We start from the raw sequence: 13504 nt of genomic DNA, 5'->3' as shown, positions 1-13504 counted from the left end.
TTTACCATATATGGTTGGACAACCGGCCCCCTCTTTTACATGCGGGCCGCCTCTGTCCATGGTTTTTAAGGAAAGCTTCGTAAACTAACAGGCCCTGGTTTGCGGCCTGGCTGCAAGACCGGCCGCGGCCATCCTGCGGCGCACGTAGGCGAGCTGCATTTGCAGGGGCAGCCCCATGGGGCAGTTATCTTCGCAGGCCATGAGGCCGACGCAGCCAAAGGTGCCCTCTTCCGTGCCTACCACTTCGAAGTATTCCTGCGGGCTGCGTTCATCCCGGGGGTCGACCATAAACCGGGCCACCCGGTTTATGCCCGCCGCTCCGATGAAATCTTCCCGGATGTTGGCCGTGGCGCAGCCGGCAATGCAGCACCCGCATTCAATGCACCGCTCCGCCTCGTAAATTTTCAGGGCCGTTTCGTTGTCCATGCGCTCTTCCCGGGCCTGGGGATCGAATTCTTTTGTTGTGTGGATCCAGGCCTCCGTTTTCAGGGACATGTGCCTGAACCAGGTGCCCGTGTCCACCGAGAGGTCCCCCACGAGCTTGAATACCGGCAGGGGAAGGAGGGTAATCCTGGACGGCAGGTCTTTGGTGAGGGTTTTGCAGGCCAGGCGGGGTTTCCCGTTCACCAGCATGGCACAGGAGCCGCAGATGGCCGCCCGGCACACAAAGTCAAACATCAGGGAGGGGTCCTGTTCCTCCCGGATTTTATTTAAGGCCACAAACAGGGTCATGCCCGGCATTTCCTCGAGCTTGTACTCCTGCATGTAGGGCTTTATTTCCGGCGTGTTGGGGTTGTAGCGGAAGATGCTGAAAGTCAGCAGGCGTTCAGCCATGATTCTCCTCCTTATCCTGTGCGTAGACTAAAATTCGCCTGAGTAGCGGTCGCCCCTGGTCGCTCCGTGCTACGGGCCGGGCTCAAAATCGGCTTGCCTTGCTTGCCGTTTGCACCCACGTTCGCTCCGGTTCGCCTCGCAGGCCAAACTAGCGCTCGGGCTTCAAGCTCCGGCGGGGTTCCCGGCCCATTCGCTTCCTGCCTCAGGGGGCCGGTCGAGCGCATCCCGCGCTCGACCCCGCCTCCGCTTTCGCCCTCGCTAAGTTTGGCCTCTGCTCGTTCAAGTCGCTCACTTTGTGCAAACGGCAAGCATTTTTTGTTCTCTATGGTGTGGTTTCCGTCCTGGCGGCATTTGCCGCCGACGATTCGCCGTAGCCCCGGTCTCCCGGCGGGAGTTCGGTGATTTTAACCGGTTCATATTTCAAGACCGGCAGTTCAGCTCCCGGCGGCCAGTAGGCCAGGGTGCGCTTGAGCCAGTTCACGTCGTCCCGGTAGGGGTAATCTTCCCGGGCGTGGCTGCCCCGGCTCTCGGTGCGGTTTAAAGCACCGTAGGCTATGCACAGGGCCAGGCGGATCATGCCGGGCAGCCTTAAAGCGGAGGCCAGTTCCGGGTTGGCATATTTCCCGCTGGACCGCAGCCCCAGCCTTAAGGAGCGCCGGTAAAGCTCCTGGAGCTTGTCTACGGCCTTTTGCAAATCGGGACCGTTGCGGAAGATGCCCACGTATTCCATCAGGGTGTCTTCCATCTGCTTGCGGAGCTCGTAAACATTTTCTTTGCCCAGCCGGCCGGAAATGAGGTCGTTTATCCTGTTTTCCTGGCGCTTGACGTGCTCATCCACCAGTTTAAGGGGGCAATCCAGAGCGGCTCCCAGGGTGTATTCGGCCACCTTCTTGCCCACCACCATGCCGGCCACAATGGTTTCGGCCAGGGAATTGCCCCCCAGGCGGTTGAAGCCGTGCAGGTCCCAGCAGGCGGCTTCTCCCACGGCAAATAAACCCCTTAAGCCGTAGGCATGCCCGTCGATATTGGTTCTCACTCCCCCCATGCTGTAATGCTGGGTGGGACGCACGGGAATCAGGTCTTTGGCCGGGTCAATGCCGGCAAAGTTCTTACATATGTTGGCAATTTCCCGCAAGTTGGTATAAATATGTTTCCGTCCCAGGTGGCGGATATCCAGCCACAGGTGGGGGCCCCACTTGCTTTCCACGCCGTAACCTTTGCGGATATGCTGGATCATGCGCCTCGAGACCACGTCCCGGGAAGCCAGTTCCTTTTTCTTTGGTTCGTAGTCGGGCATGAAGCGGTGAAGGTTTTTGTCCAGCAAGTACCCGCCATCACCCCGGGCACCTTCCGTGATCAGAATCCCCACCGGCACCATCCCCGTGGGGTGAAACTGGACCGCCTCCATATTGCCCAGGGGTACCACGCCCGTTTCCAGGGCCAGGAACATGCCGCTGCCCTCGTTGATCACGGCATTGGTGGAAATCCCGTACAGCCGGCCGTAGCCGCCCGTGGCAATGACAGTGGAGCGAGCCAGGTAGGCATGGAGCTGGCCGGTGCGCAGGCAGCGGGCCACCGCCCCGTAGCAGTTCTCGCCGTCATGAATCAGGGCGATGGCCTCCATGCGGTCGTGGACGGTGATGCCCATTTTGATGACGATGCTGTCCATGGTGTACTGCAGGGTGTGTCCCGTGCCGTCGGAGGTGTAGCAAGTGCGCCACTTGGCCGTACCCCCGAAATCCCGGGCCGTAATCAGTCCTTCGTATTCCTTTAAGTCCTCTATTTCCCGGCCATCGGGGAGGGTTTTCCTGCCCGCCACGACCCGGTTCCAGGGCACTCCCCAGTAGGCCATCTGCCGTACGGCTATGGGGGCGGTGTTGGCAAAGAGGCGGGCCACATCCTGATCGCAGCCCCAGTCGGAACCTTTCACCGTATCTTCAAAGTGAATGTCCGGGTTGTCCCCGTAACCCATGGCGCAGTTTCCCAAAGAAGCCTGCATTCCCCCCTGGGCTGCGGTACTGTGGGAGCGCCGGGGAGGAACCAGGCTTAAGATAATCACATCCAGCCCGTGGGTTGCCGCTTCAATGGCCGTGCGTTCTCCGGCCAGGCCGGCACCGATGACTAACACGTCCGTGGTGTGGGTTTGGTAGACGCTCATTGTGCACCTCCTAGCCGCATGAAGGCCCAAAGGGTGACCGCTCCCAGGGCCACGATGATTACCGTGATGGTTTTCAGTACCACTCCAATGGTATGCCTGTTAATCCAGCCCCATTTCACAAACTGGCGGTAAAGTCCAAAACCGGCGTGGTATTCACCCACCAGGAGCAGGACGATGTAAAACCAGAGGAAGGATTGTACCCGTTCGGCGCTAGTAACGGCCCGAATGGGCCAACCGGACAGGACCATCCAGACGTGAATGCCGGCCAGAACCAGAATGGCCATGCCGGTGATGGTTTGGAAGACCCATATCCAGGTGTCGGTGTGGCCCAGCATTTTGCTGTGGCGCAGGATAATGCGCTGCTCGTGCCATTTGTTGGGGATTCGCCGCCCGGCCACCACCATGTGCACCAGGGCCACGACGATAATAAAAGGAATGCCGATGTAGGACAGGTAATATTCGTCCAGGAGGATTGACAACCGGTCAAAGGTCCTGCCGCCGAGCAATATGGCGGCCACAAATAGCATGTGGGCCCACAGGAACCCCACCAGTAAAAGACCGCTGACCAGTTCGGCCAGATCCACCAGGAGATCGGCCCGGGGATTGCGGGTGAGCAGCTTTTCTTGCGTGGTCATGGGACTCTCCTTTCTTTGGTGGTGTAGGATCGTTTAACTTTTTGCCGCGGCAACGGAGTATTTTCGCAATTTTCGTGCCAAATTTTTAGCCCGTTATCTTTTGGAGCTAAAGGAGGCTTATGCGAACAAAGCGAGAAAAAACTTGACCTCTTAAGTATAATTTGTGCTTATAGTTTTTATAAGCGGTGATAGCTTCTAAAAATTATAAATTTAATATTTAGAAATGCCATTCTTTTTGCGAGCGTATCCTAAACAATTTTCCTAACAATAAAGGGCCATTGAGTAAGAAAATGGCATAGCTTTCGGGTTTATGCGCAGTATGAGGGAAAGATCTTTAGCAAATAATAAGCGCACACAACTTAGACATGCCGCAGGAAAGAGGTGAAACAGGTGGTTCGCACCCTTTATGTGGGGAATTTGCCCTGGGCTACCAGGGCTGAGGATTTAGAAGAAGCTTTCTCCCGGTATGGTGAAATCATCAGCGCCCGGGTAATTACCGACCGCCAGACCGGGCGGTCAAGGGGATTTGGCTTTGTTGAGGTGGCCGATAAAGATGCCGATGCCATCATTGCCGCCTTGAACGGGACCGAATTCAACGGCCGGGTAATCACGGTTAATGAAGCCAGGCCCAGGGAAGAGCGTGCTTAAAAAGAAAAAACCTCCAGATCCTCCGGACCGGGAGGTTTTCTTTTTACCGGCAGGAACTTTCCTCTCGAGGGCGAATATAATATACCCAAAAACTGTTAAGGAGGCATGCCTTTTGACCTTTGATCCGCAGGCGCTGGTTAAGGTTGTCGTTGAGGCGGCGGAAGATAAAAAGGCATATGATATCACCGTACTGGATATCAGCAGGATATCCATCATCGCCGATTATTTTGTGATCTTGAGCGGTCGCTCAACCACCCATGTCCAGGCCATCGCCGAGGAGATTATCAAGGTGGTGGATGAAAAGGCCAGGCTCGTTCCCCGGCAGGAAGGGATGCGGGAGGGGCGCTGGGTGCTGCTGGACTACGGCGGCGTGGTGGTTCACGTCTTCCAGGAGTCTGAACGGCAATTTTATAACCTGGAACGTCTGTGGGGAGATGCCCGGGTAGTGGGTATGCCCGTAAACCTATAAAATTTTTGCGCCAGGCTGTTGACAAACGGGCGGGTATGTCGTACAATTGTAGGTGTCCGTTAATAAGGACAAATGACTGTGATGGGGAGCAGTAAGCAGCAGCGGTATCTGCAGAGAGCCGCCGGCAGGTGCGAGGCGGTGAACCGGGTTGCTGAACTCGCCCCGGAGTTGCCCGGGGGAAAGCTGAAGTACTCCGGGCCGGCGTGTGGCCGTTAAAGCACATCGAGAGGGTAAGTTATGGGGCTGTGGCGCAGAGGGAGCGCGCTTCCTTGGCATGGAAGAGGCCGCGGGTTCGATTCCCGCCAGCTCCACCATTTACCAAGTAGGGTGGTACCGCGGGATAAACCTCCCGTCCCTAGAGGGGCGGGAGGCTTTCGTTTTATATGCTCCCCGGGAAGCCGGTGGGGGAGTGCTATTAGTATATTCTTGTCTCTTTACTAAGTTAACATTTTAAAGTTTTAATATATCAAGGAGGTCGGTGGGATGGACCGGTTTGACCAGATCACTATTGGTGACCTGCTCGACAGGACGGCTGCCCTGTATCCAGATAACGAGGCCCTGGTTTATACCGACCGTGGTTTGCGCTATACATACCGGCAGTTTCGGGAACTGTGTAACCGGGCGGCCAGGGGATTGATGGCCCTGGGCATAAAACGGGGTGAGCACATTGCCCTGTGGGCCACCAACATACCCCAGTGGGTCGTCCTCCAGTTCGCGTCGGCCAAGATCGGCGCCGTGCTGGTTACGGTAAACACCAATTATAAAGTGCGCGAACTGGAGTACCTGTTGCGGCAGTCCGATGCCACCACCCTCTTACTCATCAACGGAACAAAGGAATCCAATTACATAGAAATGCTCCACGAGCTCTGCCCGGAACTTAACCACTGCCTGCCCGGGCGGCTGAATGCCAAAAAATTCCCTATGCTGCGCAGTGTGGTTTTTATCGGCGACGAGGAGCACCCGGGGATGTACACCTGGGAACAGGTGCTGGGGATGGCGGAGGCCATTTCCGAACAGGAGCTGGCAGCCCGCCAGGCCTCCCTTGATCCCGATGACGTGATTAACATGCAGTATACCTCCGGGACCACCGGCTTCCCCAAGGGGGTCATGCTGACCCATAGAAATTTAGTCATGAACGCAAAAAGTGTAGCCGAGTGCCTGAATTTCGGTCCCCGGGACCGCCTGTGCATCCCGGTGCCCTTCTTCCACTGTTTTGGCTGTGTGCTGGGGACTTTAACCTGTGTGGTCTCGGGAGCCACCATGGTGCCCCTGGAGTCCTTCAATCCGGTGCGGGTTCTGGAAACAGTGGAAAAGGAAAGGTGTACCGCCCTGCACGGCGTACCCACCATGTTCATCACCGAGCTGGAGGTGCTGGAAAAACAACCCTTCGACACGTCTTCCCTGCGCACCGGCATCATGGCCGGGGCTCCCTGCCCCATAGAAGTGATGAAAGCGGTGGTAGACCGCATGGGGATGAAGGAAATAGTCATTACCTACGGCCAGACCGAAGCCTCCCCGGGAATTACCATGACCAGGACCGACGACCCCCTGGAGATCAGGGTATCCACCGTGGGCCGGGCCTTACCGGGCGTAGAGGTGAAGGTGGTGGACCCGGCCACCGGGGAAGAAGTACCCCGGGGGTACCAGGGCGAGATTTGCGCCCGGGGATACAACGTCATGAAGGGTTACTATAAAATGCCGGAGGCAACGGCCAGCACCATCGATCGGGAAGGCTGGCTGCACACCGGCGACCTGGGGATTATGGATGAACAGGGCTACGTCCGTATTACGGGACGGATCAAGGATATGATCATCCGGGGCGGTGAAAACATCTACCCCCGGGAGATTGAGGAATTCCTGCATACCCACCCCAAGATCAAGGATGTGCAGGTGGTGGGGGTGCCCAGCAGCAAGTACGGCGAAGAGGTAATGGCCTTCATACAATTGAAGGAAGGCTGTACAGCCACGGCTGAGGAAATCAGGGAGTTTTGTAACGGCAAGATTGCCCGGTATAAAATACCGCAGTATATCCAGTTTGTATCGAGCTACCCCACCACGGCCAACGGCAAGGTGCAAAAGTTCAAGCTGCGGGAGCAGGCCATCCGTGAGTTGAATTTGTTCCAGGCAGCCCGGGTAGAAACAGCCTGAAGTTGCCTGTTGCCCCCGGGGTGGTGAAGACATCTGCTTGTCCACCACCCCGTTTTCTCTTTTCCCCGGGTTGCCGGTTCTTGTCTTAAGCGTAACATTTATGATAAAATGACACTTATGATGAAATGCCGTCGAAACAAGGGACAGCAGTTTACGGTATACGGCAAGGGGGATGCTTTGGTGAACGAACGCTACGACTTCAAGGAAATTGAAGCGAAGTGGCAGGCCCGCTGGGCCGCAGAAAATTTATATAAAACCCCGGACTTCTCCGACCGTCCAAAATACTATTGCCTGGAGATGTTTCCCTACCCTTCCGGCAAGCTCCACATGGGCCACGTAAGGAACTACTCCATTGGCGATGTGGTGGCCCGCTTTAAAACCATGCAGGGTTACCACGTCCTGCACCCCATGGGATGGGACGCCTTCGGCCTGCCGGCGGAAAACGCGGCCATCAAGCACGGTAACATCCATCCGGCCGACTGGACCATGGATAACATCAGGACCATGCGTGCCCAGCTCAAGCAGCTGGGTATCAGCTACGACTGGGACCGGGAAGTGGCCACCTGCCATCCCGGCTACTATAAATGGACCCAGTGGCTGTTCCTGCAGCTCTACCACAAAGGGCTGGCCTATAAGAAAAAGGCGGCGGTCAACTGGTGCCCCTCCTGCGCCACGGTGCTGGCCAACGAGCAGGTCAAGGAGGGTGCCTGCGAGCGCTGCAAGACTCCCGTGGAAAAACGGGAACTGGAACAGTGGTTCTTTAAAATTACCGCCTACGCCGAGCGCCTTCTCAAGGATCTTGAGCTGCTGAAGGGCTGGCCGGAGAAGGTTAAAATCATGCAGGAAAACTGGATCGGCCGCAGCGAGGGGGCGGAAATCCGCTTTAAAGTGGCCGATATGGATGAGGAGATTGTGGTCTTTACCACCCGCCCCGACACGGTGTTCGGGGTGACCTACATGGTGCTGGCTCCGGAACATCCCCTGGTGGAGAAGCTCGTTGAAGGCAAACCCCAGGCCGGAGCGGTGCGCGACTTCGTACGGCGGGTGCGCAATTTAAACGAAATTGCCCGCACGGCCACCGACGTGGAAAAGGAAGGGCTATTTACCGGAGCTTACTGCATCAACCCCATGAACGGGGAACGGGTGCCCATCCTGGTGGCCAATTACGTCCTTTTGGAGTATGGTACCGGGGCAGTGATGGGCGTGCCGGCCCACGACCAGCGGGACTTTGAATTTGCCCGCAAGTACAACCTGCCCATCCGGGTGGTCATCCAGCCGCCCGGGGAGGAACTGGACCCACAGACCATGACGGAAGCTTATGCCGGCGACGGGGTGATGGTAAACTCCGGCCAGTTCAACGGCCTGCCCAAAGACGAGGGGATCCGGGCGGTAATCGCCTACCTGGAGGAAAAGGGCCTGGGCCGGGGCCAGGTGAACTACCGCCTGCGGGACTGGCTGATATCCCGGCAGCGTTACTGGGGCGCCCCCATTCCGATCATATATTGCGATAAGTGCGGCATCGTCCCAGTGCCGGAGAAGGACCTGCCGGTGCTCTTGCCCCGGGACGTGGAATTTAAGCCCACCGGGCAGTCGCCCCTGGCCGACTGCCCGGAGTTCGTGAATACCACCTGCCCCCGGTGCGGCGGGCCGGCCCGGCGGGAAACGGATACCATGGACACCTTCATGTGTTCCTCCTGGTACTACTACCGCTACACCAGTCCCCGGGACGACAGGCAGCCCTGGGACCGGGCCAGGGTGGATTACTGGCTGCCCGTGGACCAGTACATCGGCGGCGTGGAACACGCCATTTTGCACCTGCTGTACTCCCGCTTCTTCACCAAGGTGCTCTACGACCTGGGGTTGGTAGGCATCCAGGAACCCTTCACCAACCTGTTAACCCAGGGCATGGTGCTGAAAGACGGCGCCAAGATGTCCAAGTCCAGGGGGAACGTGGTCAGCCCGGAGGAGATTGTGGCCAAATACGGGGCCGATACCGCCCGGCTTTTCATCCTCTTTGCCGCACCCCCCGAGCGAGATCTGGAATGGAGCGACCAGGGGGTGGAGGGCTGCTACCGGTTCCTCAACCGGGTGTGGCGCCTGGTCACCTCCGTGGCCGGCGGGCTGCTGGAAGCACCGCCAAAACCGGCAGGTAAGCTGGTGGGGGTCAACCGGCAAATGCACCGCGTGACCCACCTGACCATTAAAAAGGTGACCGAGGATATCGGCAACCGGTTTAACTTCAACACCGCCGTCAGCGCCATCATGGAGCTGGTGAACGCCCTGTACCAGTACAAAGAGGTGCCGGAAACCGACCGGGACCCGGCGGTTTTGCGGGAAGGGATCGAGCACCTGCTCATTCTGCTGGCTCCCTTTGCCCCTCATATAACCGAGGAGCTGTGGGAGGCCACCGGCCACCGGGAGAGCATCCACAAGCAGCCCTGGCCCGCCTATGACCCCGGGGCCATTGTGGAAGACGAGATTACCATTGTGGTGCAGATCAACGGCCGGGTGCGGGAGCGGGTGCTGGTGCCGGCGGACATCACCCCGGAACAAATGAAAGAGGTGGTCCTGGCCCAGCCCCGGGTGCAGAAACTGGTGGAGGGAAAGCAAATAGTGAAGGTCATCCCCGTACCGGGGAAACTGGTGAACATCGTGGTGAAGTAACTAAAGAGGGCCGCTGGCATTTCGCCGGCGGTCTTTCTTGCTTTTATGGTGGAAAGTGCCAGGTTATGCAAATTGATGGGGTATTTTTCATTTTTCTGGCAGGACTGTACGGGCATATGTCGAATAACAGGGATAAATCCTGGAAACATAAACCAGGTATGAAGGTGGGTATGGTAAAAGATTACCATTTAAATTAGTAGGCTGCAGCTCTGGTTGTACCGGCCGTTTCGGAGTAGGGTGGAAGATAGAACCATGCATTCAACACCCAGGTTAAGTTAACACTCAGAAAACTGAGTGTTACGATGGGTGTTGGGTGCTGGGGGCGGGTCCCCGGAATTCTATGAATACCCGTAACGGCCGGGAAACGGATTTTTAGAGCGGGAAGGTGGTTATATGAGCCCTCCCTCCGGTCCTCCGGGTAAGAGCAACCACCGTGCCGGTATATTGATCGCCACTCTGGGTGTGGAACCCCAGGTAGTGACCATAACGCTGGACCATCTGTTATCCGGTGGTGAAGCAATCAGTGAGGTGGTGGTAATCTACACGGAAACCCCCAGGGTGCGGGAAGCCTTGAGAATCATAGAGGGGGAGTTTCAGGGGGCGGTCTACCCGGGTATTCAACTGCGGGCCGTTCCCGTTACTTCTACGGATGGACCAGTGCTGGATTTCTGTACCGATAGGGACCTGCGGGCTCTCCTGCGCACCCTGTATGTGGAAATTCGCTGTGCCCGCCAGGCGGGAGGTATGGTGCATCTTTGCATATCCGGCGGCCGCAAGGTCATGGGGATACTGGGCATGGTGGTTGCCCAGCTCCTTTTCGGCCCGGAGGATCGGGTCTGGCACCTGATCACGGAAGGATGGCAGCCCGGTTCCGAGCGCCGGCTGCATCTCTCCCCCGCAGATAGGGCCTGGCTGGTATCCGTGCCGGTTCTCCGCTGGAGTGAAGCCGGGGTGCTGATGCAGACCGTGGCTGAGATGAATGACCCCGCCGAAGTGGTGGCCTGGCATGAAAAACTCAGCCGTGCTACCCGGATAAAACGACAGCGGGAGTTCATTGAACGCCGGTTGACCCGCGCCGAAAGGGAGGTGGTCCGCCTGGCCTGCCGGGGGCTGGATAACGCTGCCATTGCTGCTGCCCTTTTCAAGCAGGAGCAGACGGTGGCCAACCAGCTCCGGGGGGTATACGAGAAACTGCGGGACTGGCTGGGTTACCCTGACGGTAACGTGGACCGCAGCAAACTGATCGCCGAGTTTGCTCCATACTTTGCCCTGGTGGAGGAAGTGAAACAAGGTGAGGATTATTAATTTTTCTCATCCTTTGACGGAACAGAATTTGCGGGAAATTGAAACCCTGGCCGGGTGTGCAGTTTCAGAAGTAATCGAAGTACCCAGCCAGATCGATCTGCAAAGCCCTCTGGAACCCCAGATCGCCTCCCGGCTGGAGGATTTGGGCCTTAGCTCCCGGGAATGGCAAACCGAACCATTGTTAATCAACCTGCCATCTTTGAACTACAGTGCCGCTGTGGTCCTGGCTTTGGTACACGGTCGCATGGGCCACTTTCCGCCCGTTTTACGCCTGGTGCCGGAGACCGGGAGTGTAGTAACCCGTTTTAAAGTGATGGAAATTCTAAACCTTCAGGCCATCCGCGAGCGGGCCCGAGGGAAGCGGTGAAAATTAGATTAAAAGTATGTGCTTTGGGATTTGGTACCGGTTACTGGCTGTTATAACTTATTTGAGAAGGAGTGATGACCTACGCCAAACTGGGAAGTTACTTACCGTGTGACCACGCCCTTGTTCCTGGGTGGAGTGAACCCTGCGGCAGATGTTGAACTGCGCCCGCCGTCGTTGAAGGGATTGATGCGCTTCTGGTTTCGCGCAGTGGCCCTGCCGGGCAAGGGAAGGTGGGAAGATGTTAAGGTGATGGAGAACAGGTTGTTTGGGAGCACTGAGGGCCAGGCGCAGTTCCTCCTGTCAGTGGTGGATCGACGGGATTTAAACCAGGTAACTGCCGGGCAAAACTGGAAAAACTATCAAGGCCTTGGTTATCTGGGTTATGGTGTGGTTGATCGTGGTGAAACCAAACGCCCCTATTTTGAACCTGGTGGGAAAATTACCCTGCGTCTTTCCATAAAGAAAAACATTTCACAAGAGATAACAACCTGTTTATCTACCGCTTTAAAAGCCCTTGGACTTTTTGGAGCTGCAGGCGCGCGGGCGCGCAAGGGTTTTGGCTCACTGTCTTTGGAATCCTTGCGGGTGGATGGAGAAGAAAAATGGTCTGTTCCCAGGAACATGGGAGAACTTCGTGATCGTATCCGGGAGTTGCTCAAGGAGATTAATCTTACCGATGTTTGTCCATCGGAACCGGGTTATACTGCTTTCAGTACGCAGGCAAAAGTGAGTATTGTGAAAACAGGAAAAGATCCCATCCATCTTTTAGATGAAATAGGGAGAGAATTGTTACGTTATCGTAGTTATGGCTGCCGGGATAGAAATCGAGGGGTGCATGTTCTTCCCTGGAGAGAAAAGGCTGAACAGAATTTCGCAGATGATCACGATCTGATACTGCACCTGCTTAGCGGGCGATTATCACAACCCCAGAGTCATCCACGCCGGGTGGTTTTTGGCCTGCCCCATAATTATTTCTTTTTATCGACCAGACAAAAAGCCAGTGTTGATGCCAGAAACTATAAGCGCCGGGCCAGCCCCCTTTTCATTCACATTCATGCCCTGGCTTCCGGGGAATACGCGGCTATCCTGACCCTGCTACCGGCGGTCTTTCTGCCTGAGGGAGAGCGTATCAAAATGTCGGGCGGTGGAAAATATGCCGAGGTTGATTGCCGCGTGAACTATCGGGATATTGAGAACTTTTTTAACCGCTCCGCATTTAAAAATGGGATGGTGGTCTGGCCGTGAAAGAAAAAACCTGTTTACATTTCTCCCTCGGCCCTGTGCAGGGTTTTGTGGCCCAGGCGCGGCGGACCCGGGATTTCTGGGCCGGCTCCTTTATTCTTTCCTACCTGGCCGGCCAGGCCATGCTGGCCGTTATTGAAGCAGGTGGGGAACTGGTTCTTCCGGCAGTTAAGGATGAGATGGGACAAATAACCGATCCGCTGCTTTCGGCCATTCAGCAGCGCAGGGAGGGTATCCCCGTGTCCGGAGGGCCTGAAATAGCCACCCTGCCCAACCGTTTTCAGGCTGAGGTTCCCGACGATTTCGACCCTTCCGTTTGTGTTGAGGCGGTAAAAGAGGCCTGGACGGATTTGGCAGAAAAAGTATGGCAGGCCTACCTGCAGCCGGTGGTCCATCTGGGGCGGAGCACCCGGGAAATATGGGAAAGGCAGATAAACGGATTCTGGGAAATGGTCTGGGTTATGGGTGATGACCCTGCCCTGCTGGACCGGCGCAAAAACTGGCGTACCCACGTGCCACCGGTGGAGCCGGGCGATAAATGCACGCTGATGGGCAACATGCAGGAGCTGTCCGGTTACCTGCGTATGCGGGAAAGGGAACGGCAGGACAACTTCTGGGAGGCATTGCGCAGGCGGGTGGGGGGCCCTCAACCTGGCCGAGACGGAGCGGCTCTGTGCCGTAGCGCTGGTGAAACGCCTTTTCCCGCTGGTAGCGGAGGAAATTCTCTGGAGGGTACCCCGGCGTTACCCTTCCACGCCCTACCTGGCAGCCGTGCCCTGGCTGGCCCAGGTTTGCAGGAACCGGCCGGAAGAGGCCAGGCGGTATGCGGTAAAAGCCGCGTCTTTAACCGGTGTAAGCCGCTGCGAAAATCCGGAACGGTTTGCCTGTTTAAAAGGAGTGCTGGCCAGCTTCCCCGAAACACGGGAATTTGCCTCGCTGGACGGGAATTGTTTTTTCGACTCCTCCCTGGCGAACCCCAATCTCTGGAAACAGGGGACAGAACAGGCCGTAAACATATCGGACCTTCGCCGTGA

At 56.8% G+C, this 13504-nt stretch carries 11 protein-coding genes and 1 tRNA gene; 9 read left to right on the top strand and 3 right to left on the bottom strand.

Going from position 1 to position 13504, the window contains the following annotated elements; genetic code table 11:
- Positions 1-84: 84 nt before the first annotated feature.
- The 3 genes from G7K71_RS04575 to G7K71_RS04565 all read right to left on the bottom strand — a co-directional run bounded on the left by G7K71_RS04575 (position 85) and on the right by G7K71_RS04565 (position 3627).
- Positions 85-834: a fumarate reductase iron-sulfur subunit gene (locus G7K71_RS04575; RefSeq protein WP_013821573.1), complete on the bottom strand. Its 750-nt coding sequence runs from the start codon at positions 832-834 to the stop codon at positions 85-87.
- Positions 835-1156: 322 nt separating this feature from the next.
- The gene (locus G7K71_RS04570) at positions 1157-2992 is read right to left on the bottom strand and encodes a fumarate reductase flavoprotein subunit (protein WP_166343830.1); all 1836 of its coding nucleotides are present in this window, start codon (positions 2990-2992) and stop codon (positions 1157-1159) included.
- On the bottom strand, positions 2989-3627 hold the full coding sequence (locus tag G7K71_RS04565) for a succinate dehydrogenase (protein ID WP_166343829.1): 639 nt from the start codon (positions 3625-3627) through the stop codon (positions 2989-2991). The genes G7K71_RS04570 and G7K71_RS04565 overlap by 4 nt, the downstream gene beginning before the upstream one ends.
- A gap of 390 nt (positions 3628-4017) precedes the next feature.
- On the opposite strand from G7K71_RS04565, the gene G7K71_RS04560 reads away from it, so the two are divergent.
- The 9 genes from G7K71_RS04560 (at position 4018) to G7K71_RS19020 (ending at position 13504) form a co-directional block, all read left to right on the top strand.
- Entirely contained in the window at positions 4018-4275 is a 258-nt protein-coding gene (locus G7K71_RS04560; RefSeq protein ID WP_013821576.1) for an RNA-binding protein, read from the top strand.
- A 112-nt stretch (positions 4276-4387) separates the two neighbouring features.
- Positions 4388-4744, top strand: coding sequence for a ribosome silencing factor (rsfS, locus tag G7K71_RS04555; RefSeq protein ID WP_166343827.1), 357 nt, complete (start codon positions 4388-4390; stop codon positions 4742-4744).
- Between the two features lie 239 nt (positions 4745-4983).
- Positions 4984-5058 (top strand) — tRNA-Ala (locus G7K71_RS04550).
- A gap of 169 nt (positions 5059-5227) precedes the next feature.
- Entirely contained in the window at positions 5228-6892 is a 1665-nt protein-coding gene (locus G7K71_RS04545) for an AMP-binding protein (protein WP_166343825.1), read from the top strand.
- A 180-nt stretch (positions 6893-7072) separates the two neighbouring features.
- Positions 7073-9556, top strand: a complete 2484-nt coding sequence (gene leuS / locus G7K71_RS04540) for a leucine--tRNA ligase (protein WP_166343823.1) — start codon at positions 7073-7075, stop codon at positions 9554-9556.
- A gap of 393 nt (positions 9557-9949) precedes the next feature.
- A complete protein-coding gene (locus G7K71_RS04535) occupies positions 9950-10861 on the top strand; it encodes a CRISPR-associated protein Csx14 (protein ID WP_166343821.1) in 912 nt (303 codons plus the stop codon).
- The gene (gene csx15 / locus G7K71_RS04530) at positions 10848-11228 is read left to right on the top strand and encodes a CRISPR-associated protein Csx15 (RefSeq protein ID WP_166343819.1); all 381 of its coding nucleotides are present in this window, start codon (positions 10848-10850) and stop codon (positions 11226-11228) included. The genes G7K71_RS04535 and csx15 overlap by 14 nt, the downstream gene beginning before the upstream one ends.
- Positions 11229-11336: 108 nt before the next feature.
- The gene (cmr1, locus tag G7K71_RS04525) at positions 11337-12473 is read left to right on the top strand and encodes a type III-B CRISPR module RAMP protein Cmr1 (RefSeq protein WP_166343817.1); all 1137 of its coding nucleotides are present in this window, start codon (positions 11337-11339) and stop codon (positions 12471-12473) included.
- Positions 12470-13504, top strand: coding sequence for a type III-B CRISPR-associated protein Cas10/Cmr2 (locus tag G7K71_RS19020; protein WP_207712641.1), 1035 nt, complete (start codon positions 12470-12472; stop codon positions 13502-13504). Before cmr1 ends, G7K71_RS19020 begins: the two co-directional genes overlap by 4 nt.

It is taken from the genome of Desulfofundulus sp. TPOSR, assembly GCF_011393055.1.
Lineage (GTDB): Bacteria > Bacillota > Desulfotomaculia > Desulfotomaculales > Desulfovirgulaceae > Desulfofundulus > Desulfofundulus kuznetsovii.
This window is presented reverse-complemented; position numbering and strand designations above follow the sequence as displayed.

What these genes read in the sequence shown, in the direction of transcription:
- G7K71_RS04575 (WP_013821573.1), bottom strand. Translation starts at nt 834, where the DNA reads ATGGCTGAACGCCTGCTGACTTTCAGCATCTTCCGCTACAACCCCAAC.
- G7K71_RS04570 (WP_166343830.1), bottom strand. Translation starts at nt 2,992, where the DNA reads ATGAGCGTCTACCAAACCCACACCACGGACGTGTTAGTCATCGGTGCC.
- G7K71_RS04565 (WP_166343829.1), bottom strand. Translation starts at nt 3,627, where the DNA reads ATGACCACGCAAGAAAAGCTGCTCACCCGCAATCCCCGGGCCGATCTC.
- G7K71_RS04545 (WP_166343825.1), top strand. Translation starts at nt 5,228, where the DNA reads ATGGACCGGTTTGACCAGATCACTATTGGTGACCTGCTCGACAGGACG.
- G7K71_RS04535 (WP_166343821.1), top strand. Translation starts at nt 9,950, where the DNA reads ATGAGCCCTCCCTCCGGTCCTCCGGGTAAGAGCAACCACCGTGCCGGT.